This window comes from Devosia sp. J2-20, from assembly GCF_055808475.1.
Map to the genome: position 1 here is coordinate 1,661,205 of NZ_CM147870.1, position 22,010 is coordinate 1,683,214.

At 58.9% G+C, this 22,010-nt stretch carries 20 protein-coding genes and 1 pseudogene; 19 read left to right on the forward strand and 2 right to left on the reverse strand.

The genetic code is table 11. The features are described 5' to 3' along the window. Nucleotides 1-50: 50 nt before the first annotated feature. Nucleotides 51-851 (forward strand): F0F1 ATP synthase subunit gamma, encoded by an 801-nt coding sequence (locus tag AC0L37_RS08140; RefSeq protein WP_473315051.1) that lies wholly within the window; start codon nt 51-53, stop codon nt 849-851. Between the two features lie 22 nt (nt 852-873). On the opposite strand, the gene AC0L37_RS08145 is transcribed toward AC0L37_RS08140, so the two are convergent. Both AC0L37_RS08145 and AC0L37_RS08150 read right to left on the reverse strand, forming a co-directional pair. Further along, on the reverse strand, nt 874-1,257 hold the full coding sequence (locus AC0L37_RS08145) for a hypothetical protein (protein WP_282221474.1): 384 nt from the start codon (nt 1,255-1,257) through the stop codon (nt 874-876). Between the two features lie 18 nt (nt 1,258-1,275). Beyond that, nucleotides 1,276-2,040 (reverse strand): universal stress protein, encoded by a 765-nt coding sequence (locus tag AC0L37_RS08150; RefSeq protein ID WP_282221473.1) that lies wholly within the window; start codon nt 2,038-2,040, stop codon nt 1,276-1,278. A 306-nt stretch (nt 2,041-2,346) separates the two neighbouring features. Between AC0L37_RS08150 and AC0L37_RS08155 the strand changes: the two genes are divergently transcribed. From AC0L37_RS08155 to AC0L37_RS08240, 18 genes and pseudogenes are all read left to right on the forward strand, one after another. Beyond that, on the forward strand, nt 2,347-3,102 hold the full coding sequence (locus AC0L37_RS08155) for an SDR family NAD(P)-dependent oxidoreductase (RefSeq protein WP_282221472.1): 756 nt from the start codon (nt 2,347-2,349) through the stop codon (nt 3,100-3,102). A 16-nt stretch (nt 3,103-3,118) separates the two neighbouring features. Further along, nucleotides 3,119-3,496, forward strand: a complete 378-nt coding sequence (locus AC0L37_RS08160) for a hypothetical protein (RefSeq protein ID WP_212657888.1) — start codon at nt 3,119-3,121, stop codon at nt 3,494-3,496. A 55-nt stretch (nt 3,497-3,551) separates the two neighbouring features. Further along, on the forward strand, nt 3,552-5,687 hold the full coding sequence (locus tag AC0L37_RS08165) for an acetate--CoA ligase family protein (RefSeq protein WP_282221471.1): 2,136 nt from the start codon (nt 3,552-3,554) through the stop codon (nt 5,685-5,687). Nucleotides 5,688-5,871: 184 nt separating this feature from the next. Beyond that, entirely contained in the window at nt 5,872-7,062 is a 1,191-nt protein-coding gene (locus AC0L37_RS08170; RefSeq protein WP_282221470.1) for an acetate/propionate family kinase, read from the forward strand. Continuing rightward, complete coding sequence (locus AC0L37_RS08175) at nt 7,059-9,419, forward strand: phosphoketolase family protein (RefSeq protein WP_282221469.1); 2,361 nt, start codon at nt 7,059-7,061, stop codon at nt 9,417-9,419. Before AC0L37_RS08170 ends, AC0L37_RS08175 begins: the two co-directional genes overlap by 4 nt. 115 nt (nt 9,420-9,534) lie before the next feature. Next, the gene (msrA, locus tag AC0L37_RS08180; protein ID WP_473315062.1) at nt 9,535-10,266 is read left to right on the forward strand and encodes a peptide-methionine (S)-S-oxide reductase MsrA; all 732 of its coding nucleotides are present in this window, start codon (nt 9,535-9,537) and stop codon (nt 10,264-10,266) included. Between the two features lie 141 nt (nt 10,267-10,407). Further along, the gene (locus AC0L37_RS08185; protein ID WP_212657893.1) at nt 10,408-10,953 is read left to right on the forward strand and encodes an outer membrane protein; all 546 of its coding nucleotides are present in this window, start codon (nt 10,408-10,410) and stop codon (nt 10,951-10,953) included. Nucleotides 10,954-11,303: 350 nt separating this feature from the next. Then, the gene (locus tag AC0L37_RS08190) at nt 11,304-11,879 is read left to right on the forward strand and encodes an outer membrane protein (RefSeq protein WP_212657894.1); all 576 of its coding nucleotides are present in this window, start codon (nt 11,304-11,306) and stop codon (nt 11,877-11,879) included. A 428-nt stretch (nt 11,880-12,307) separates the two neighbouring features. Further along, nucleotides 12,308-12,673, forward strand: a complete 366-nt coding sequence (locus AC0L37_RS08195; RefSeq protein WP_212657895.1) for an NADH-quinone oxidoreductase subunit A — start codon at nt 12,308-12,310, stop codon at nt 12,671-12,673. After that, complete coding sequence (locus AC0L37_RS08200; RefSeq protein ID WP_212657896.1) at nt 12,664-13,242, forward strand: NuoB/complex I 20 kDa subunit family protein; 579 nt, start codon at nt 12,664-12,666, stop codon at nt 13,240-13,242. The genes AC0L37_RS08195 and AC0L37_RS08200 overlap by 10 nt, the downstream gene beginning before the upstream one ends. Before the next feature lie 11 nt (nt 13,243-13,253). Continuing rightward, nucleotides 13,254-13,871, forward strand: coding sequence for an NADH-quinone oxidoreductase subunit C (locus tag AC0L37_RS08205; RefSeq protein WP_282221468.1), 618 nt, complete (start codon nt 13,254-13,256; stop codon nt 13,869-13,871). Next, complete coding sequence (locus AC0L37_RS08210; RefSeq protein ID WP_282221467.1) at nt 13,868-15,061, forward strand: NADH-quinone oxidoreductase subunit D; 1,194 nt, start codon at nt 13,868-13,870, stop codon at nt 15,059-15,061. Before AC0L37_RS08205 ends, AC0L37_RS08210 begins: the two co-directional genes overlap by 4 nt. Further along, nucleotides 15,061-16,356, forward strand: a complete 1,296-nt coding sequence (gene nuoE / locus AC0L37_RS08215) for an NADH-quinone oxidoreductase subunit NuoE (RefSeq protein WP_282221466.1) — start codon at nt 15,061-15,063, stop codon at nt 16,354-16,356. The genes AC0L37_RS08210 and nuoE overlap by 1 nt, the downstream gene beginning before the upstream one ends. Before the next feature lie 11 nt (nt 16,357-16,367). Further along, nucleotides 16,368-17,674: pseudogene (gene nuoF, locus AC0L37_RS08220) on the forward strand (NADH-quinone oxidoreductase subunit NuoF). A gap of 5 nt (nt 17,675-17,679) precedes the next feature. Then, on the forward strand, nt 17,680-19,785 hold the full coding sequence (nuoG, locus tag AC0L37_RS08225; protein WP_212657901.1) for an NADH-quinone oxidoreductase subunit NuoG: 2,106 nt from the start codon (nt 17,680-17,682) through the stop codon (nt 19,783-19,785). Further along, complete coding sequence (nuoH, locus tag AC0L37_RS08230) at nt 19,743-20,891, forward strand: NADH-quinone oxidoreductase subunit NuoH (RefSeq protein WP_282221465.1); 1,149 nt, start codon at nt 19,743-19,745, stop codon at nt 20,889-20,891. The genes nuoG and nuoH overlap by 43 nt, the downstream gene beginning before the upstream one ends. Next, a complete protein-coding gene (nuoI, locus tag AC0L37_RS08235) occupies nt 20,891-21,379 on the forward strand; it encodes an NADH-quinone oxidoreductase subunit NuoI (protein ID WP_212659133.1) in 489 nt (162 codons plus the stop codon). The genes nuoH and nuoI overlap by 1 nt, the downstream gene beginning before the upstream one ends. 11 nt (nt 21,380-21,390) lie before the next feature. Next, a complete protein-coding gene (locus AC0L37_RS08240) occupies nt 21,391-21,999 on the forward strand; it encodes an NADH-quinone oxidoreductase subunit J (RefSeq protein WP_212657903.1) in 609 nt (202 codons plus the stop codon). Nucleotides 22,000-22,010 lie beyond the last annotated feature (11 nt).

Below are 22,010 nucleotides of genomic sequence, written 5' to 3' on the forward strand. Positions count from 1 at the left end.
TGCGCAGGACGATCGACAGTGCCCAGGACCTGCACGCCGTTGTGCGCACCATGAAGGCGCTCGCCGCGTCCAGCATCATTGAATACGAGCAGTCGGTGCATGCGCTCGATGATTATTACCGGACAGTTCAACTGGGGCTGGGAGTTTGCATCCGCAATGGGGGCGACGCGGTGTTGCCATTGAAGCACCATCAGGGCGTTGCCGCTGTTGTGGTTTTTGGCTCGGATCAGGGATTGGTCGGTCGCTTCAATGACGTTGTCGCTCATCAGGCGATTTCGTCATTCGGTAATAGCCCGCATACGCGGTTCTGGGCTGTCGGAGAGCGGGCTTCCGAGCCGCTAAAGGATGCGGGCCTGACGGTGGATAGGCTGTTTGGGGTACCTGTGTCGGTCAGCGCAATTGGGTTGCTGGTTACAGAAATACTGGGGCACTACGAGGCAGCGTTCAGCCGTGGCGAGATCAATCAGTTGCATGTCGCCTATAACAAGGCCGGGTCGGGTGTGGCCTTCGCACCATTGGCCGAGAAGGTGCTGCCGCTTGATGAAAACTGGCGTAAGACGGTTAGCGCCTGTCCATGGCCATCGGGTACCTTGCCCGAAGAAATCGGCACAGGCCCCGCAACGTTAAGCGCTTTCGTGCGCGAATTTCTGTTCGTTTCGCTCTTTCGGGCCTGCGCGGCTTCGCTGGCGAGCGAAAATGCCAGTCGGCTTGCGGCGATGCAGCGTGCCGACAAGAATATCGACAGCTTGCTGGGTGAGCTCACCAGCCAGTTTCATCGAATGCGGCAGGATGGCATCGATGAAGAATTGTTCGACGTCGTCGCAGGCTATGAGGCGCTGAACGAGAGTTAGCCGCGCAGCGCCCGAGGGTCGACTAGCCGTGCATGCGATCAGCGCCATTGAAATAGGTGCGCGCGGCAGCCACGATCTGGGGATCAGTGGGATGGTCCATCGGCTGGTTGTCCCACACATTGGCCGCAATGGCCGGATGAGATTTTTCGAGAAAACGCATCAGTTCGATGCGGGCCTGTCCCGGGCCAGCGAGCAGAATGGCCCGCGCGCCCACCAGCGTATCGGCAATATCGGTCATGAAGGCAGGTTCGAGCGCGGTTTTTCCCAGTCCTAGGTGGTCTGCCTTTCGATGCACGTGATGGTTGGGGACGCCATTGTGCACGGCATCCTTTTCAACGTCCTGGGTGGTGAGATGGAAGATTTTGGCTTCCTGGTGATCGATCCAGACGGCTGCGTGATAGGTCATTGGTATTCCTTGAGGTGTTCAGTGGGTCGTCAGGATCGGCAGTCGCGTATGCTCGAGAATGGAGCGGGTTGCGCCGCCTAGAACCAGTTCGCGCACACGGCTGTGGCCATAAGCGCCCATCACCAGCATGTCTGCGCCGGCTGCCAGCGCGGCAGCCTGCAATGTCTCGCCCACCGGGACGGTGCCGCGTGAGCGAGTCAGCAAGCGGGAGGCGATGCCGTGGTGACCCAGCCAATGGCTAAGAGCCATGGCGCTTTTGCCCTCGATTGCCTTGTCATCATCTACAACGACGATGCTGACATCCTTTGCGGCCTTGAGGAACGGCATGGCATCGCGAACAGCGCGCGCGGCGGCGCGACCGCCATCCCATGCGATGCAGACGCCAAATACTGCATCTGTGGCAGGCACCTCGATGTCGGGCACGATCAGGGCGGGGCCGCCATTGGCAAAGACCAGATCGATGACCATGGCTTCCTGCTGGTCACTGCCGGGCGCGGCAAGAATGGTGAGATCGTTGGTGCGGGAGGGAACGATCCAGTTGTCGATCAGGTCCTCGGGGCGACACCGAATTCGCTGAATGGATATTGGTTTTGCCAGTTCGTCGGCCTGTTGCTTGAGCCATTGCGCCATCACGCCAGCGGTTGTCTTGCTGTCGGCTTCGGCGCGTTCTGACATGGCGGTCACATTGATTGCCATATCCGCCAGAACATTGCTGACGGGCGCGATATCGACCTCGTGCACCGAAGCGCAAAAACGTGCGTCGATCCGTGCAGCGATTGCCATCCCCAAAGAGATTGCCTGCCGGGGCGTGGCATCTGGAAAGGTCGCTATTGGTAGAAAGCAATCGTAGCTCATGATGAAGTCGCTCCTCGTCCTTGATGGCAAGAGTATGGACCGTAGCGGCGTTGCGGCTGTTGACCGGGATCAATTTGAGCGCCGAATGCGCCGCGGGGAATTGTCCTCAAGTTGCGCGAGATCAAGAACAAGGGCGTGTGGGCATGATCTGAGTTGGCATCGGAATTAGGACGAAGCTGCGTGGTTGTCATTGCGCCCGCAATCGACCTTCAGGTCCCTCAAGGAGATTTTGCTATGCCTTATGATTTCAAGGACAAAGTTGCTGTCGTCACCGGGGCGGCTTCGGGTATCGGTGAAGCGATTGCGCAGCTTTTAGCGGCATCAGGCGCCAAAGTGCTGGTGGCCGACCTAAATGAGGATGGCGCCCGCAGCGTGGCTGAGTCGATCACCGCAAAGGGTGGTGTGGCCAAGGGTATTGCGGTCGATGTGAGTGATGCTGTCGAGGTGGAAGCCATGGTGGCAGCGGCGCAGCGCGAGTTTGGTGCGCTGCATCTGGCGGTCAATAATGCAGGCATCTCCGGTGCAGCGGCGACAACGGGCGAGTATCCGCTCGACAGTTGGCACAAGGTTATCGCGACCAATCTGAACAGCGTGTTTTATGGCTTGCGATACCAGATCTCGGCCATCATTGCGTCGGGTGGCGGCTCCATCGTCAACATGGCCTCAATCCTCGGATCGGTCGCCTTCGCGACCGCGCCAGCGTATGTCGCGGCCAAGCATGGCGTCGTCGGGCTGACCAAGACTGCCGCCATCGAATATGCAAAGCACGGCATTCGCATCAACTCGATCGGCCCTGCATTTATCGACACCCCATTGTTGAGCAATCATCTCGATGCCGCGACACTGACCGCTATCGCCGGAATGCACCCGGTTGGTCGGCTGGGCACCTCCGCCGAAGTTGCCGCATTGACTGCGTTCCTGTTGTCCGAGGACGCCTCCTTTATCACCGGCAGCTATCATCTGGTGGATGGCGGTTACACCGCGCAGTAGCGGGAGCGACCTGATCATGACCAAAGCACCACTGTACCGCATTGAGCTCGAACTTGCCCGCGAACCGGGTCACCCGCAGGGCGATCAGGCGCATAGCTATCGCCTGTATTTTCCGCTCACACCGGAGGGACACATCGATCCCTCCGCCTATCGCGACACGCCTGACTGGTGTCGCGTGGTCCGGCGCAGGCCGGGCGAGGAAGAGGCTCGTGGGCGCATTGTTCGGGGCCCCAACAATAGCTGGGTCTTCGATTACGTCGAGGAGACCACGACCGATGATGAGGTCGGGTTCAGGCTCGCAGAGGAACGCTTCGTGTTGGGCGAGTACATATCGATCCGCGAGGATGACGGCAAAATGCACGTATTTCGTGTTATTTCCGTTCGACCGGACTGATCGTCTGTTGCCGACGTTCAGTCGTACCCCCACCAGAGTAGCGCCGGATTTTTTGATGACGAACACGAGCCTGAACCATGCCTTGGCCCCTCGATCCGTCGCCCTGATCGGGGCGTCTAAACGCCCCGGTTCGCTCGGTGCGCTGGTGCTGTGCAATATCGTGACTGGCGGCTTTAGCGGCGCGGTCTATCCGGTCAATCCAAAATATACCGAACTGGGCGGCTTGCCGTGTGTGGCGCGGGTGGGGGACCTGCCTGCGGTCCCCGACCTGTGTGTCATCGCAACGCCGGCGCACACGATTCCGGATTTGATTGCCGAAATCGGCGCTGCCGGCGGACGCTCCGTGGTCATCATTACAGCGGGTATCGGCAAGGAGGATGATTTGCGCGAGCGCATGTTGGCAGCAGCTGCCGAACATGGCGTCAGGATCATTGGACCCAATACCATTGGACTGCTGGCGCCTCTGGTCGGGCTTAACGCGAGTTTCACCCATATTCCCGCCCGTCCGGGATCGCTAGCACTACTGTCGCAATCCGGCGCGATCATTTCCTCGGTCATTGACTGGGCGGAGGCCGAGGGCATCGGTTTTTCCCAGATCGTGTCGCTGGGTGACATGGCCGATCTTGATGTCAGCGACTTTCTGAGTGTGCTGGCGGAAGACGCCAATACGTCGGCGATTTTGATGTATCTGGAGTCCATTCCCGACGCGTCCAGGTTTATGGCGGCGGCGCAAGCGGCCGCGCGACGCAAGCCGGTCATCGCGATAAGACCAGGGCGCCACGAGGCGGCCGCGCGTGCTGCCCAAACCCATACCGGGGCTCTGGCCGGCGCGGACAGTGTGGTGGATGCCGCGCTGCGTCGTGCGGGGGTCATACGCGTGCAGCATCTTGAGGACCTGTTCTCAGCGGCCGAAATCTGTGCGCGCTTTGCGCCATTGGAGCGCGGTCGGGTTGGTATTGTAACCAATGGCGGTGGGGCTGGCGTACTGGCAATTGACGAGTTGATCGATCGTGGGTGCGAGATTGCCGAGCTGTCGCAAGAAACGCTATCGACCCTGGAACAGGTCCTGCCGGCCAATTGGTCGCGCGCCAACCCGGTGGATATTATCGGGGATGCCAAAGCAGAGCGCTACGTTGCGGCTCTGCGCGCAGTTGCTGCGGATCCTGGGGTCGACGTGGTCCTGGCGATGAATTGCCCGACGGCGCTCGCTGCGCCCAGCGATGCCGCGCAAGGCGTGGTATCGGTGGTTGAGCACGGCCTGATCAATGGCAAGCCGGTGTTGGCAACATGGCTCGGAGAGCACGCTGCTGCCGGTGCCCGCAACCTACTCAACGGGGCAGGCGTGGCCACTGTGAACACACCTTCAAAAGCCGCTGATGCCGTTGAAATGCTGACCCGATGGCACCGCGCCAGCCTGTTGCTGCAGCGCGTTTCGACAGATTTGGTTGGTTCGGATGATCGGGCCAGCGCGGCCGCCGTTTTGGAGGGAGCTGCGAGACAGTGCCGCAGCATGCTGACTGAACCCGAAGCCAAAACCGTTCTGGCGGCCTATGGCATTGCCGTGCCGCACACCATGACAGTGCTGCGTGTCGACGATGTTGGGGAGGCGGCGACGCAGTTGCTGGCTGGCGGTGGGCAGGTTGCCGTCAAAATGCTGTCCTCCACGCTGACCCACAAGTCTGATCTGGGCGGTGTCGTCCTCGGTCTTGCTTCTGCAAAGGAGGCCGTTGCTGCTGCGCAGGAAATTGCCGACAGGCTTGCCGATCTCGGGGTTGGCGCTGAACTGGAAGGATTCAGCGTTCAGGAGATGATCGTCCGGCCCCGCGCCGAGGAGCTTTTGATCGGTATTACCACAGATCCGGTATTCGGACCGGCGCTGATGTTCGGGGCAGGGGGTGTTTCGGTCGAGGTGGTGCGCGATACCACCATGGAGCTGCTACCGGTGGACCGTGCACTGGCTGCGGACATGATTGATCGCACACGCGTCAGTGCTTTGCTGGCGGGCTATCGCGACAGGCCGGCGGTGGATCGCGATGCGATTGTCCTTGTGCTGATGGCTGTGTCGCGGCTGGTCACGGATTTTCCGCAGATCAATGCGATCGATATCAATCCGGTGCTGGCCGATGCAGACGGCGCTGTCGCACTCGATGCCCGGATCGAGCTCAACCTCGACGCCGATCCACCACGCTGATTTTCCAGTGGGCCGCTGAGTTGATTTGGGTCAAGGCGTCGCGGGCACATCTGCTGCATGGTTCCGATATCGACAGATAGCGGGACGGGACGCATGAATTTCCTTGGGTTGACCGCAGGCTACAGTTTTATCACCTCAAGCAATCGCTCTTGGTCACCACTCATCTTGCTGCCCGGGTGTGGGCATGGGTGAGGCACAGCGAGACCACTTTCTGCTTGCGATCAATGCTGGTTCGTCGAGCCTGAAGTTCGCCGTCTTTCGGCAGACAGACCTTGTCCAAACGGCCGGTGGCGCAGTCAATCGTATTGGACAGTCTGATAGCCGGCTGACAATTGATGGAGGTGACATTGGTCCCGTACCATCAGCCACCCATGCTGAAGCGGTTGAACACGCGCTGGCCTGGATAGACCGGGCCTTTGGCATTGGGTCCCTGGTGGCCATCGGGCATCGCATTGTGCATGGCGGTGCCGCCTACCGTGAACATTGTGTGGTCGATGAAGCCGTCATTGCCGAGCTTGAACGCATCGTCGACTACGCACCCGAGCATTTGCCGTCAGAGATTGCGATTGTCAGGCTGTGTCGCGCGCGGTTCCCGAACGTGCCGCAAATTGCGTGTTTTGATACCGTTTTCCATCGGGACATGCCGCTTGTCGCCAGACAATTATCAATACCGCGTCGGTTCACTGAAGTCGGCGTTGAACGGTATGGTTTTCATGGGCTTTCTTGTAGCTACGTGCTTGAGGTTTTGAACAGGCTCGACCCTGATCGCGCACGAGGCCGGGTCGTTCTGGCCCATATCGGCAATGGGGTCAGCCTGAGCGCAGTGCGTGCTGGCCGCAGCATTGATACAACGATGGGGTTTACGCCTGCAGCGGGCGTTCCCATGGGAACCCGTAGCGGTGACATCGACCCTGGACTGGTCCGCTATCTGACCAAGACGGAGCGGCTGGACGCAGACGCATTCGACCATCTGGTCAATCACCAATCGGGCCTGCTCGGCATGTCGGAAATCAGCGCCGATGTGCGCATCCTGCTGGACGCAGAGACGCAGGATAGCCGGGCAGCAAAGGCGCTTGGTGTCTATTGCTATCGCATTCGGCAAGCCATTGGCGCTCTCGCTGCAAGCCTCGGCGGTCTTGATGCGCTCGTCTTTACAGGCGGTGTTGGGGAGAATGCTGCTGTTATTCGCGAGCGCGTCTGTGCCGAGCTTGAGTTTCTTGGAATCGCGCTCGATCCCACCAGCAACCAGGCCAATGCCATCACCATTTCGACCGATACTGCCCGTGTCGGCGTACACGTTATTCCGACGGACGAGGAAGCGGTTATCGCCGCGGCCGTTATCCGATTGCTCAAGCAGGAGACTTTCGCGTCATGACCAACCCACTCTCAGCTGACCTGCTAGCCCGTATGGACGCCTACTGGCGCGCTGCAAACTACCTTTCGGTGGGACAGATCTATCTGCGCGACAATCCACTGCTGCGCGAGAAACTGACGCTGGATCACGTCAAGCCACGGCTGCTTGGGCACTGGGGGACGACCCCAGGACTGAATTTTATCTATGCCCATCTCAATCGCGTCATCAAGGAGCGCGATCTGGATATGATTTACGTAACCGGGCCAGGGCACGGTGGCCCAGGGCTGGTAGCCAACACCTATCTTGAGGGCACCTATAGCGAGTTCTATCCCGAGATTGGGGAGGATGAGGCTGGCCTTACCACGCTGGTCCGGCAGTTTTCCTGGCCCGGTGGCATTCCCAGTCATGTGGCTGCGGAAACGCCCGGGTCGATCAATGAGGGAGGCGAGCTGGGTTATTCACTGATGCATGCCTATGGGGCGGCGTTTGACAACCCGGAGTTGATCGTGACCTGCGTCGTGGGTGACGGGGAAGCAGAGACCGGTGCTCTTGCGACCAGTTGGCATTCCAACAAGTTTCTCAACCCGGCGCGTGATGGCGCAGTGCTGCCAATTCTGCACCTGAACGGCTACAAGATCGCCAGTCCCACCATACTTGCCCGGATCAGCCATGACGAACTTGATGCGTTACTGCGTGGTTACGGGTATGCGCCCCATTTCGTGGAGGGCCACGATCCCGAGCTGATGCATCAGGCCATGGCATCGGCCATGGATAAGGTGATGGACGAGATTGCGGCCATTCAGCTCGCAGCACGCAGCGGGGTGGAGGTGCCGCGGCCGGCCTGGCCGATGATTGTGTTGCGCTCGCCCAAGGGCTGGACCGGACCCAAGGAAGTGGATGGTAATCCAACCGAGGACTCCTGGCGTTCCCATCAGGTTCCTCTGTCCAAGCTTGCCGAGGTTCCCGGCCATCTCAAAGTGCTTGAGGACTGGCTACTCAGCTATCGCGCTGAAGAACTTTTTGATGATGCAGGTAAGCTCCTCCCTGAATTGGCCGCGTTGGCGCCGAGCGGCAACCGCCGCATGGGCGCCAATCCGCATGCCAATGGCGGACTGCTGCTCAAGGATCTCAAGCTACCTGATTTCCGCGATTATGCGCTTGATGTGTCATCGCCTGGAGCTGTTGAGGGCGAGTCGACACGCGTCGCCGGGGCGTTTCTGCGCGATGTCTTGAAGCTCAACGATGGCGCGCAGAATTTTCGGGTATTCGGTCCCGATGAGACGCAGTCAAACCGGCTCGGGGCTGTGTTTGAAGTGACCGACCGGGTCTTCATGGGAGACCTGATCGAGACGGACCGACAGATTTCACCGGATGGCCGCGTAATGGAAGTGCTCAGCGAGCACCTCTGTCAGGGATGGCTGGAGGGATATCTGGTTACGGGCCGGCACGGATTTTTCTCGTGCTACGAGGCTTTTATCCATGTGGTGGATCTGATGTTCAATCAGCACGCCAAATGGCTCAACGTCTCCAAGAGCGTGCCGTGGCGTAAACCGATTGCCTCGTTGACCTATCTGTTGACGTCGCATGTATGGCGTCAGGACCATAACGGGTTCAGCCATCAGGATCCGGGCTTCATCGATCACGTCATGAACAAGAAGGCTGGTGTGGTGCGGGTCTATATGCCGCCCGACGCCAATACGCTGCTATCGGTCGTCGATCATTGTCTGCGCAGTCGTGACTACATTAATGTGATCGTGGCGGGAAAGCAGCCCGAGCCGCAATGGCTGGACGGCCCTGCTGCTGAGGCGCATTGCGCTGCCGGACTGGGCGTCTGGGAATGGGCCTCAAATTGCGGCACTGAAGAACCCGATGCCGTTGTGGCATGTGCCGGGGATGTGCCGACGATGGAAGCGCTGGCGGCGGTAGCGCTACTGCGAGAGCAAGCGCCCGATATCAAGCTGCGCTTCGTCAATGTGGTTGATCTGATGGCGCTGCAGCCACCCAGCATCCATCCGCATGGCATTGATGATGCAGCGTTTGATGCCATGTTTACAACCGACAAGCCGGTGATTTTCGTTCATCACGGCTATCCAGCCCTGATCCACCGACTGACTTATCGGCGGAGCAATCATGACAATTTCCACGTCCATGGATTTCAGGAGGAGGGGACGACCACCACACCTTTTGACATGGCTGTGCTCAACCAGATTGACCGGTTTCATGTCGCCAAGGACGTGATTGACCGGGTGCCGCGTCTGGCAGACCGACGTGAGGCATTTGCGGATCTGGTTGCCAGCAGGCTTGCGGAACACAACGACTATATTCGTGAGAACGGCGAGGACTTACCGGAAATCCGCAACTGGGTCTGGCCTGGTTAGAGGGCAGTGACCGGAGCCGGCATCGTTCATAACAACGTGATGCGGGTGATCTGAGGTAACCAAACGGCCATATAATGCGAACTGAGGAGCAGATAGCTCCAACAAAGGTACACTCATGTCCAGAACTCTTGCCCTATCAGCCAGTCGCCAGAACGGGTGGCGGGTCACCGTCGCCTCCTTGCTGCTGCTGCCCGCCATGGCATTGGGGTTTTTCAATCAGCCTGTTGCCGCACAGGAAGCGCCCGTCGTGATCCCTGCACCGGCGCTCGATCTGACTGAAACAGGCAGCAGCGCAACCGCGATTTTCGCTGGCGGGTGTTTTTGGGGTGTTCAGGGCGTGTTTCAGCACGTCAATGGCGTCACCATGGCGGTGTCTGGCTATTCCGGCGGCGCTGCTGAGACGGCAACTTATGAGCTCACCGGTAGCGGAACGACCGGTCACGCTGAAGCCGTTCAGGTGAACTATGACCCCGCCATCATCAGCTATGGCGAACTGCTGCAGATCTATTTCTCGGTGGCACACAATCCTACCCAGCTCAATTATCAGGGGCCAGACCGCGGGACGCAATATCGTTCGACGATCTTCGCGGTGAACGATGAGCAGGCCGAAACGGCCAAGGCCTATATTGAACAGCTTGATGCCGCAGATCGCTTTGAGGGGCCGATCGTGACCACCATTGAGCCGTTTGAGGCGTTCTATGCTGCTGAGCAGTATCACCAGGACTTTCTGACGCTGAACCCGTCATGGCCCTATATCGTGGTTCATGACCTTCCCAAGATCGCTGCGCTCGAGGCGATCTTTCCCGATTCCTTCAGGGAAGACCCCGTGCTCGTCGGAAGTCTCTAGCCGAAGCTGGTAGCCACAGGCGGCTAAAGTCGCCTGTGACACATATGCAACGCTGAACGGTGCTGTTGCGTACAGAGCGGAACGGGTTCGAAAAGGGCGCGTTCTGGCTGCAACGCTTCAATACCTGCAAGGAGAACGGCAATGCGCATGTTCAACACTATCGCTATCACCGCACTGGCCACCTCGCTCAGCCTGGGCACGGCAATTGGTGCCGATCTGATCACCGTGCCGACCAGCAGTACCGCTGACATCCCCGTCTACGAGGACGCCGGCTTTGACTGGAATGGCTTTTACGGCGGCCTCTATGGCGTTGCGCAGAACAGTGAAGTTGCCGGCACGCAATATGGCCTGGGTGTTCAGGCTGGCGTGAACGCGCAGTTTGATTTCTACCTGCTTGGCGCTGAAGTTGCCGTGCATGGCCTGACCGGCGATGCGGGAAACACCAGCTATGGTCAGCTTCTGGGCCGTGCCGGCCTGGTGGTGACTGACGACGTGGTTGTCTACGCGGCCGGCGGTTATGGAATCGATCTGGGCGTGCCCGAAGAAGATGACGCTCTTCTGGGTGGCGGTCTGGAGGTCGCGCTGACCGACAATGTGTCGATCGACGCACAATATCTCCGGAGTTTTCCGCTGAGCGGTGATAACGCCAAAGACCAGATTTCAGTGGGGGCCAATTTCCACTTCTAGCCTAGAAACCCTGGGTTTTCAGCCCGCAGTTAAAGGTCCGAAATCCAAACAGCTCCGCCTTGGCGGGGCTGTTTTTGTTGGTGGGGTGGCGCAATTATGGCGAAGGTGTGGCTTGACGGAGCGACTCAGTCATGAACACATGTGCGCCACTTCGTCGCCCTCTTCTGCAGGGTGATTGGTGGGATTTGTATCAAATTGGGCCAAATGCGCGACATTGGCGCAACACCTCCCCCCAAATGGTCATGGAATGTTATCCGCACCGCCTAATTTCGATAGGCGGAGGCTTGCCACGCGCGTTGTGCTGATGCATCTAACGGTGGACTACGGTTAACTCTATGGGAGTGCAAGATATGTTTGTACGTTCGCTTTCTCTCGGTGTGGCTGCTGCCGCGCTGCTCGCTGGTGGTGCTCAGGCCGCCGATCTGATCATCCCAACGACCCCAATGCCGATCTATGAGTCGGCTGGTTTCAGCTGGGAAGGTCTCTATGCAGGCGTTAACGCTGGTGGCGTGTTCACCAACGCAAACGGTCTGACCAATCTGCAGGCTAGCACCTCGCAGTTTTCGGTTGGTGGTGCTGTCGGCGTGAACTTCATCGCCTATGACCCAATCCTGCTCGGCCTCGAAGTTCAGGGCGACTACGTGTTCCAGGACGGCGATGACGCCGGCATGTTCCTGGCACTGGCTCGCGTTGGCGCAGTCGTGACCGATCAGGTCATGGTCTACGCTGCTGGCGGTGTTGGCATGACCAGCCGTTCGGGCACCACTGAAAACATCTATGCCATCGGTGGTGGTGTTGAAGTTGCAGTGACCGAATCTGTGTCGGTTCGTGGTGAAGTTCTGGGTCTCGGCGATTTCTCGAGCGCCGCTGGCGACCAGTTCTTTGACGGTGCCAAGGCAACCGTCGGCGTGTTCTACCACTTCTAAGATTTGCAATCGGGAAGGGCGGTTCGCCGCCCTCCTGACCTAGCGTCTTGCAAACCCAATTCGGCGAACCGCTCTGCGGTTCGCCGTTTTGCTTTGCAGCGGGGTCTCGCTTCTGGCGCGGCCCTTTTTTGTGCGCTGTGGCCCGCGAATCTTGCAGCGCGATTCTGATGTTGCGGGGCGCAGGCCGTTTGATGGTCCGATCATTTGACCGCGAATGCTGCGACGCACATAGGCAGTGAGCGACGCTCAGGCCCGTGGAGCCGGGGTATGATATATGAATATTTTTGTCATATTTTCTTTCCCTTGAAACACGATAGGCAAAGGTCTAAGCCCAACCCATCATCTGTCGCGTCGGTTCGCTGGCCCCAATTGCCTGTGATGCTCACGTGACGCCGGTCGCCCGACCGGACTAGAAAACAGGCTGCCGCATGACTGATTTGCTCAGCGATTATCTGCCCATCATCATTTTCCTTGGCTTGTCTGCCGTTATCGGCCTCGCCTTGTTGGTGGTTCCTTTTCTCGTCGCCGTGAAGAACCCAGATCCGGAGAAGGTGTCTGCCTTCGAGGCCGGCTTCGATGCGTTCGACGACGCGCGCATGAAGTTCGATGTCCGATTCTATCTGGTGTCGATCCTGTTCATCATTTTCGATCTCGAAGTGGCGTTCCTGTTCCCTTGGGCAGTTGCGTTTCAGGATGTGGGTTGGTTCGGCTTCTGGTCGATGATGATCTTCCTGGGCGTGCTGACGGTCGGCTTTATCTATGAATGGCGGAAAGGGGCCCTGGAATGGGATTGAGCGATAACGAAACGCTTGTCGCGCCGCGCCCGACGGGCCTGATCGATCCGCGGACCCAGCAGGTTGCTGGTGCCAATGATCCATTCTTCACCGATGTGACGGACGAACTGGCTGACAAGGGTTTTCTTGTCTCCACTGTGTCGCAGCTGGTGACATGGGCGCGCACTGGTTCGCTGATGTGGATGCAGACGGGTCTGGCTTGCTGCGCCGTTGAAATGATGCAGATGTCGATGCCACGCTACGATATCGAGCGCTTTGGTACGGCGCCGCGCGCATCGCCACGCCAGTCAGACGTATTGATCGTCGCCGGCACGCTGACCAACAAGATGGCGCCAGCTCTGCGCAAGGTCTACGACCAGATGCCTGAGCCGCGCTATGTCATTTCGATGGGTAGCTGCGCCAATGGTGGCGGCTATTACCACTATTCCTATTCGGTGGTTCGCGGTTGTGACCGTGTGCTGCCGGTAGACGTCTATGTCCCTGGCTGCCCTCCGACGGCTGAAGCGCTTCTGTACGGCATTTTGCTGTTGCAGAAAAAGATTCGCCGTACCGGCACCATCGAACGTTAGGACCGCTGAATATGGATGAAGCCATTCAGGTTGATCCGCTTGTGGACCTTGGCCAGCATATCGCTGGTGCATTGGGTGATGCGGTTGTTGATCAGAAGGTCACCTTTGGCGAGCTGACGCTTACGGTCGATCGCGAGTCGATTGTCGCTGTCGCGACGTTCCTGCGCGACGACCCGAAGTGTCGCTTTGTCAGCTTTGTGGATGTCTGCGGCGCTGACTACCCGGAGCGCGATGAGCGATTTGACGTCGTCTACCATTTCATGAGCCCTTATCTGAACCATCGGGTGAGGGTGAAGCTGAGTACCGATGACGTTACACCTGTGCCGAGCATTACCGGTGTGTTCCGCGGTGCTGACTGGTTCGAACGCGAGACTTACGATCTCTACGGCGTGCTGTTCTCGGGTCATAACGATCTGCGACGCATTCTGACCGATTATGGTTTTGACGGCCATCCGCTGCGCAAGGACTTCCCGGTCTCGGGCTTTGTGCAGGTGCGCTACGACGAAGAGCGCAAGCGCGTGGTCTATGAGCCCGTGCAATTGATGCAGGAATTCCGCACCTTTGACTATTTGTCGCCCTGGGAAGGTACCGATTATGTGCTGCCCGGTGACGAGAAGGCCAAGCAATGACCGTTGAAGCCAATGTTCGCAATTTCACCATCAATTTTGGCCCGGTCCATCCGTCTGCCCATGGTGTGCTGCGCCTCATTCTCGAACTCGACGGTGAAGTCGTCGAGCGCGTAGATCCGCATATCGGTCTGCTGCACCGCGGTACTGAAAAGCTGATTGAGTCAAAGACCTATCTGCAGGCTGTTCCGTATTTCGATCGTCTGGACTATGTGGCCCCGATGAACCAGGAGCATGCATTTGCTCTGGCCGTCGAGAAGCTGCTGGGCTTGGAAGTGCCGCGCCGTGGCCAGTTGATCCGGGTGCTGTATTCGGAGATCGGTCGTCTGCTGGCGCATCTGATGAACGTGACCACACAGGCCATGGACGTTGGTGCGTTGACACCGCCGGTCTGGGGCTTTGAGTGGCGCGAAAAGCTGATGATCTTTTATGAGCGTGCTTCGGGCGCGCGCATGCATGCTGCTTATTTCCGTCCCGGTGGTGTACATCAGGATCTGCCACACGCTCTGGTCGATGATATCGACACGTTCTGCGACGAGTTCCTGGTTTTCGTGAAAGACCTCGATACGCTGCTGACTGACAACCGCATCTTCAAGCAGCGCAATGTCGACATCGGCGTTGTGAAGCTGGAAGACGCCTGGAACTGGGGATTCTCCGGCGTGATGGTGCGTGGTTCCGGCGCGGCTTGGGATTTGCGCAAGAGCCAGCCCTATGAATGCTATGACGAGATGGAATTCGATATTCCAATCGGTAAGAACGGCGACTGCTATGACCGCTATCTGATCCGTATGGAAGAGATGCGTCAGTCAGCCAAGATCATGAAGCAGTGTGTGGTCAAGCTGAATGCTGCTGATGGCAAGGGTCCGGTGTCGTCGCTGGATGGCAAGGTTGTGCCGCCCAAGCGCGCCGAAATGAAGCAGTCGATGGAAGCGCTGATCCATCACTTCAAGCTCTATACCGAAGGCTACAAGGTTCCCGCTGGCGAGGTATATGCCTGTGTGGAAGCGCCAAAGGGTGAGTTTGGTGTGTATCTGGTCAGCGATGGCACCAACAAGCCATACCGTTGCAAGATCCGCGCGCCGGGTTTTGCGCATTTGTCGGCCATGGATTTCCTCTGTCGCGGCCACATGCTGGCTGACGTCTCGGCAATCCTTGGCTCGCTCGATATCGTGTTCGGAGAGGTTGATCGCTGATGGTTTCGCGTCGCCTGGCTGACGAGTCGGTTCAACCGACGTCGTTCGCATTTAGTGCTGAGAACGCCAAATGGGCGGAATGGAAGATCGGTTTGTACCCGACCGGCCGTCAGCAGTCTGCCGTTATCCCGCTATTGATGCGGGCGCAGGATCAGGATGGCTGGGTCAGCCGCGCTACGATCGAAACGATCGCGGACATGCTTGGCATGGCCTACATTCGTGTTCTGGAAGTGGCAACGTTCTATACCCAGTTTCAGTTGCAGCCCGTTGGTACGCGCGCCCACATTCAGGTATGCGGCACCACGCCGTGTATGCTGCGTGGCGCAGGCGATCTGATTGCGATCTGCAAAAGCAAGATCCATCACGACCCGCACCATCTCAATGCTGATGGCACCATGAGCTGGGAAGAGGTCGAGTGTGCTGGTGCGTGCGTGAATGCGCCGATGGTCACGATCTATCATGACACCTACGAAGATCTGACGGGCGAGCGCTTCGAAGAGATCGTGGACGCTTTTGCTGCAGGCAAGGGTGACACGATCAAGCCGGGTCCCCAGATTGAGCGTTTGCATTCCGCGGCCGAAGGTGGACAGACCACACTGCTGGTGAAGCCGACTGCTAAACGTGAAAAGTTCATTCCGCCAGCTGCGCCGGAAGACGCTGCCGCTGCTGCGCCGGCCGCCAAGCCGACAACTGCTGCCAAGCCCAAGGACGTGACTGCAGAGTCTGCGCCTGCCATCAAGGGTACGCCCGATGCGGCCAAGGTCTCGCAGGGCAAGGCAGAAGCCGAACGCAAGGCTGCCGATGCGGCTGCAAATGCCAATGGCAAACCGAACAACGCCATGCGTCCCAAGGCGACTGGTGCAGAATCCGATGCGGGCAAGGTTGATGGGGGCAGGGCTGCAACCAAGACGCCGAAGCCACGTCAAGCTGATGCTGCAGAGGCGCCAGCCAAGAAGAGCCGCACGATCATTGCGCCCAAGGCCAATCCGGCCGAGGTCAATCCAGTGGCCGAGAAGGGTGGCGCTGCGCCGCTGTTCAGCGCGCCTGCTGGTAGTGCCGATGATCTCAAGCTGATCTCTGGTGTTGGACCGGTGCTAGAGCGCAAACTCAATGCGCTGGGCATCACCAAGTGGAGCCAGGTCGCGGCGTTCAGCGCTGATGATGTGGCCAAGGTAGATGACGCGCTCAGCTTCAAGGGTCGTATCACCCGTGATGACTGGATCAAGCAAGCTGCCGCTCTGGCCAAAGGCGGTGAGGCAGAATATGCCCGCGTCTTCGGCAAGAAGCCGCGATAGGAGTGTGAAGAGTGCTCGCTGATAAAGATCGCATTTTCACCAATCTGTACGGTCAACACGACTGGACGCTGGCTGGCGCGCGCGAACGCGGCGCCTGGGTCGGCACCAAGGAATTCATTGATTCCGGCCGTGACTGGATTACCAATGAAGTCAAAGCTTCTGGCCTGCGCGGCCGCGGAGGTGCGGGTTTCCCACTGCGTTGAAGTGGACCTTTATGCCCAAGGTCAGCGATGGCCGGCCGCATTACCTTCTGGTCAATGCCGATGAGTCCGAGCCTGGTACCTGCAAGGATCGCGATATCCTACGGCATGATCCGCACCATCTGGTCGAGGGTTGCCTGCTGGCGGCCCGCGCGATGGATGCGCATCTGGCCTTTATCTACGTGCGTGGTGAGTTCATCCGTGAGCGCCAGCATCTGGAACGCGCCGTCGAGGAGGCCTATGAGGCCAAGTTGATCGGCAAGGATAATATCCACGGCTGGGATCTGGACATCATCGTCCATCACGGCGCCGGCGCTTACATCTGCGGCGAAGAAACCGCGTTGATGGAGTCGCTGGAAGGCAAGAAGGGTCAACCCCGTCTCAAGCCGCCATTCCCGGCTGGCATGGGTGTCTACGGCAATCCCACGACCGTGAACAACGTCGAGTCGATCGCGGTTGTACCCGAAATTCTGCGCCGCTCGGGCGCCTGGTTCTCCTCGATTGGTCGTGCCAACAATACTGGTACCAAGCTGATGTGCGTGTCAGGCCATGTGAATCGGCCGGCGACTTTCGAAGAGGCCATGGGCGAAAGCTTCAAGGACATCATCGAGAAGCATTGCGGCGGTATTCGTGGTGGCTGGGACAATCTGCTTGCGGTTATTCCGGGTGGTGCGTCGGTGCCATGTGTGCCCGGCGAGCGTATTCAGGACGCCATTGTCGATTTTGATGGTTTGAAGGAAGCCGGCTCATCGCTGGGCACCGCGGCTATCATCGTGATGGACAAGCAGACCGACATCATCAAGGCCATCTGGCGCCTGTCGGCTTTCTACAAGCATGAGAGCTGTGGGCAGTGCACGCCATGCCGTGAAGGCACAGGCTGGATGATGCGCGTGATGGAGCGCATGGTCGAAGGCCGCGCCCAGAAGCGCGAAATCGACATGCTGTTCGAAGTGACCAAGCAGATTGAAGGTCACACTATCTGTGCTTTGGGCGACGCCGCTGCGTGGCCGATCCAGGGCCTGATCCGCAATTTCCGTCATGTGATCGAAGAGCGGATCGACCAGTATACATATTCATCCACCAGCGACGGCGCCGTGCCGTCGATCGCGGCGGAGTAGGGCTGATGGCAAGTATCAAAGTTGACGGCCAGCTCGTCGAAGTTCCTGACTACTACACGCTGATGCAGGCGGCCGAAGCCGCTGGCGCGGAAATTCCGCGCTTCTGTTATCACGACCGCCTGTCGGTCGCCGGTAACTGCCGCATGTGTCTGGTCGAAGTGAAGGGTGGTCCGCCAAAGCCGACCGCCAGTTGCGCCATGGCGGTCAAGGACATGCGTCCGGGCCCCAATGGCGAGCCGCCTGAAATGTTCACCAACACGCCAATGGTCAAAAAGGCCCGTGAAGGCGTGATGGAGTTCCTGCTGATCAACCACCCGCTGGATTGCCCGATCTGCGATCAGGGCGGCGAGTGCGATCTGCAGGACCAGGCCATGGCCTATGGCGTGGACAAGAACCGGTTTGCGGAAAACAAGCGCGCCGTCGAAGACAAGTATATTGGCCCACTGGTCAAGACCTCGATGAACCGCTGCATTCACTGCACGCGCTGTGTTCGGTTCACTACCGAAGTGGCCGGCATTGCCGAAATGGGCCTGCTGGGTCGCGGTGAAGACGCCGAGATCACCACCTATCTCGAACAAGCGCTTAGCAGTGAGTTGCAGGGTAATGTGATTGATCTGTGCCCGGTGGGCGCACTGACCTCCAAGCCCTACGCGTTCAATGCGCGCCCCTGGGAATTGACCAAGACGGAATCCATCGACGTGATGGATGCTGTTGGCTCCAACATCCGCGTTGATAGCCGCGGTCGCGAAGTGATGCGCATCCTGCCGCGCGTCAATGAGGCGATCAATGAGGAGTGGATTTCTGACAAGACCCGCTTTGTGTGGGATGGGCTCAAGAGCCAGCGTCTGGATCGCCCCTATGTTCGCAAGGGTGGCAAGCTCAAGGCTGCCAGCTGGGATGAAGCACTCGCTACTGTTGCGGCACGCGTCAAGAAGGCCGGCAGCAAGGTTGGCGCGATCGCCGGTGATCTGGCGGCTGTCGAAGAGATGTACGCGCTCAAGAGCCTGCTGGCTTCAGTTGGCTCAGGCATGACTGACGTGCGGCCGGCAATGTCGGGGATTGATCCTTCGATGCCGCGTTCGGCCTACATGTTCAACCCGACTATTGCCGGGATCGAGCAGGCTGATGCGATTGTCATCATTGGTGCCAATCCCCGTCTTGAGGCGTCGTTGGTCAATGCGCGTATTCGCAAGACCTGGCGCGCGACCGGCCTGCCAATCGCCCTGATCGGTGAAGCGGCAGACCTGACTTATGAATACACCCATTTGGGTGCGGGCTTTGAAACGCTGGCCGATCTGGCCGCGGGCAAGGGCCACTTCGCCGAGATCCTGGGCAATGCCAAACGGCCGCTGATCATCGTCGGTGAAGGCGCAGTCTCGCATGCTTCGCTTGGCAAGCAGGTTGGCCGTGACACCATTGCGCTGGCCGCCAAGCTGGCGACTGCTGGCAAGGACGTCGAAGCGGACTGGAATGGCTTTGCGCTGTTGCACAATGCTGCCAGCCGCGTCGGCGGTCTCGATATTGGCTTCGTGCCGCATGATGGCGGCGTCTGCTCGGCAGACCAGATCGCGCTGGCCGGTAAGGGCGAGCTTGATGTGCTGTTTATGCTGGGCGCTGATGAGTATGACATGTCGGAAACCGGCAAGGCTTTCGTGGTCTATATCGGAACCCATGGTGACGCTGGTGCGCACCGTGCTGACGTGATCCTGCCGGCGGCGACCTACACCGAGAAATCGGGGACTTACGTGAACACCGAAGGGCGGGTTCAGGTGACCAACCGTGCGGTGTTCCCGCCGGGTGATGCCAAGGAAGACTGGGCCATTATCCGCGCCCTGTCGGGTGCCATGGGCAAGCCGTTGCCGTTCAATTCGCTGACCCAGTTGCGTGCAGCCATCTACGCTGAATTCCCGCATCTGGCGCGTATCGATCAGATCGCACCTGGCGCGGTTGCCGATGTGGCCAAGCTAGCCAAGGCCGTTATCAAGACCAAGTCGGCGCCGTTCGGTTCGGTGATCTCTGAGTTTTATCTCAGCAATCCAATCGCTCGCGCTTCGGCGGTCATGGGTGAATGCGCAGCTACCGCAGCCGGTCTCCGGCAGGCCGCGGAGTAGGGGAGCACAATGGACTTTTTCTCGCTGCTCTCGACTATCTGCTCGGTATCCCGCCCTTGGGCTGGGGTGTGCATGTCGGTTTTGTCTACAAGGCATTGCTGCTGCTGGTGAGCTTGCTGGTCTTTACCGCGTTCATCCTGCTGGCTGACCGCAAGATCTGGGCTGCCGTGCAGTTGCGCCGCGGTCCCAATGTGGTGGGGCCGTTTGGTCTGCTGCAGAGCTTCGCCGATCTGATCAAGTTCGCGCTCAAGGAACCTGTCATTCCGGGCGGTGCGGACAAGATCCTGTTCCTGCTCGCGCCCTTGCTGACGGCCACGCTGGCTTTGACCGGCTGGGTTGTTGTGCCCGTGGGTGAAGGCCTGGCGATTGCCGATATCAATCTTGGCATCCTGTATCTGCTGGCGATCTCATCGCTGGGCGTTTACGGCGTCATCATTGGTGGATGGGCCTCGAACTCGAAGTATCCGTTTCTTGGGTCGCTGCGTGCGGCGGCTCAGATGGTGTCCTATGAAGTGTCCATTGGCCTGGTGATCATCACTGTGCTGCTGTGCGTGGGTTCGCTGAACCTGACCGACATCGTGATCGCCCAGAAGGAAATGGGGCTGGCCAATATGATCGGCCTGCCGCAGCTGACGTTCCTGAACTGGTTCTGGCTGCCGCTGTTTCCAATGTTCGTGATCTTCTTTATTTCGGCGCTGGCTGAGACCAACCGCCCTCCATTCGATCTGGCCGAAGGCGAGTCCGAGCTGGTGGCCGGTTTCATGACCGAGTATTCGGCTACGCCATACATGCTGTTCATGCTGGGTGAGTACATCTCGATCCTGCTGATGTGCGCCATGACCACCATCCTGTTCCTGGGTGGTTGGACGGCACCAATTGATCTGCCACCGTTCACCTGGATTCCGGGTGTGGTGTGGTTCGTGATCAAGGTAAGCTTGGTGTTCTTCATGTTCGCCATGGCCAAGGCAATCGTGCCGCGCTACCGCTATGACCAGTTGATGCGCATTGGCTGGAAGCTGTTCCTGCCGCTGTCGCTGCTGATGGTCGTTATTGTTGCTTTCGTTCTTCAGCTCACCGGCTGGGGCTGGCATGGAGGGATGGCTTGATGCGCGTCGCCCAGTTTTTTAACACGCTGCTGCTCACCGAACTGGTGAAGGCCTTTGGCCTGACGATGCGGTATTTCTTTTCGCCCAAGCCAACCATCAACTACCCCTTCGAAAAGGGGCATGTGAGCCCCCGTTTTCGTGGTGAGCATGCATTGCGTCGCTATCCCAATGGCGAAGAGCGTTGCATTGCGTGCAAGCTGTGCGAGGCGATCTGCCCGGCACAGGCCATCACCATCGAAGCGGGCCCACGCCAGAATGACGGTACCCGTCGTACCATCCGGTACGATATCGACATGGTGAAATGCATCTATTGCGGCTTCTGTCAGGAAGCTTGTCCGGTTGATGCCATCGTCGAAGGGCCGAACTTCGAGTTTGCGACTGAAACGCGTGAAGAGCTGTATTTCTCCAAAGAAAAGCTGCTCGCCAATGGCGATCGTTGGGAGCGAGAAATCGCTGCCAATCTGTCCGCCGACGCACCGTATCGCTGAGAGGGAAGACGATGACGCTTCCACTATTCTTCTTCTATCTGTTCGCAGCCATCGCTGTGGCGTCGGCGTTCATGGTCATTTCGGCCAAGAACCCGGTGCATGCCGTGCTGTTCCTGATTTTGACGTTCTTCAACGCGTCGGGCCTGTTCATGCTCGCCGGGGCCGAGTTCCTGGCACTGATCCTGATCGTGGTTTATGTCGGCGCTGTGGCGGTGCTGTTCCTGTTCGTGGTGATGATGCTCGACGTGGACTTCGCCTCGTTGCGGCAGGGCTTCCTGCAATACGCGCCTGTCGGGGTGGTGGTCGGCGTGATCCTGCTCCTCGAACTGCTGCTGCTGGCGGGCAGCTTCGTGGTGTCGCCGGAGGTGACCAGTTCGGCTGTACTGCCAATGGATGGCGGCGTGGACAATATCCGGGCTATCGGCCAGGTGCTGTACACGCGTTACGTCTTCCTGTTCCAAGGTGCGGCCGCCGTGCTGCTGGTGGCGATGATCGGCGCGATCGTGCTGACCCTGCGTCACAAGAGCAACGTCAAAAGGCAGGACCCGATCAAGCAGGTCGGCCGCCGTCCATCGGAAACGCTGGAAGTCGTCAAAGTCAAAAGTGGTCAAGGGCTGTAGGGGGCAAATAT

Coding starts and splice junctions, on each gene's coding strand:
- AC0L37_RS08200 (WP_212657896.1), top strand. CDS start 12,664: ATGGGATTGAGCGATAACGAAACGCTTGTCGCGCCGCGCCCGACGGGC.
- AC0L37_RS08155 (WP_282221472.1), top strand. CDS start 2,347: ATGCCTTATGATTTCAAGGACAAAGTTGCTGTCGTCACCGGGGCGGCT.
- AC0L37_RS08165 (WP_282221471.1), top strand. CDS start 3,552: ATGACGAACACGAGCCTGAACCATGCCTTGGCCCCTCGATCCGTCGCC.
- nuoG (WP_212657901.1), top strand. CDS start 17,680: ATGGCAAGTATCAAAGTTGACGGCCAGCTCGTCGAAGTTCCTGACTAC.
- AC0L37_RS08210 (WP_282221467.1), top strand. CDS start 13,868: ATGACCGTTGAAGCCAATGTTCGCAATTTCACCATCAATTTTGGCCCG.
- AC0L37_RS08205 (WP_282221468.1), top strand. CDS start 13,254: ATGGATGAAGCCATTCAGGTTGATCCGCTTGTGGACCTTGGCCAGCAT.
- msrA (WP_473315062.1), top strand. CDS start 9,535: ATGTCCAGAACTCTTGCCCTATCAGCCAGTCGCCAGAACGGGTGGCGG.
- AC0L37_RS08185 (WP_212657893.1), top strand. CDS start 10,408: ATGCGCATGTTCAACACTATCGCTATCACCGCACTGGCCACCTCGCTC.
- AC0L37_RS08190 (WP_212657894.1), top strand. CDS start 11,304: ATGTTTGTACGTTCGCTTTCTCTCGGTGTGGCTGCTGCCGCGCTGCTC.
- AC0L37_RS08140 (WP_473315051.1), top strand. CDS start 51: ATGAAGGCGCTCGCCGCGTCCAGCATCATTGAATACGAGCAGTCGGTG.
- AC0L37_RS08150 (WP_282221473.1), bottom strand. CDS start 2,040: ATGGCAATCGCTGCACGGATCGACGCACGTTTTTGCGCTTCGGTGCAC.
- AC0L37_RS08195 (WP_212657895.1), top strand. CDS start 12,308: ATGACTGATTTGCTCAGCGATTATCTGCCCATCATCATTTTCCTTGGC.
- AC0L37_RS08145 (WP_282221474.1), bottom strand. CDS start 1,257: ATGACCTATCACGCAGCCGTCTGGATCGATCACCAGGAAGCCAAAATC.
- nuoI (WP_212659133.1), top strand. CDS start 20,891: ATGCGCGTCGCCCAGTTTTTTAACACGCTGCTGCTCACCGAACTGGTG.
- AC0L37_RS08240 (WP_212657903.1), top strand. CDS start 21,391: ATGACGCTTCCACTATTCTTCTTCTATCTGTTCGCAGCCATCGCTGTG.
- nuoH (WP_282221465.1), top strand. CDS start 19,743: ATGCGCAGCTACCGCAGCCGGTCTCCGGCAGGCCGCGGAGTAGGGGAG.
- AC0L37_RS08170 (WP_282221470.1), top strand. CDS start 5,872: ATGGGTGAGGCACAGCGAGACCACTTTCTGCTTGCGATCAATGCTGGT.
- AC0L37_RS08175 (WP_282221469.1), top strand. CDS start 7,059: ATGACCAACCCACTCTCAGCTGACCTGCTAGCCCGTATGGACGCCTAC.
- AC0L37_RS08160 (WP_212657888.1), top strand. CDS start 3,119: ATGACCAAAGCACCACTGTACCGCATTGAGCTCGAACTTGCCCGCGAA.
- nuoE (WP_282221466.1), top strand. CDS start 15,061: ATGGTTTCGCGTCGCCTGGCTGACGAGTCGGTTCAACCGACGTCGTTC.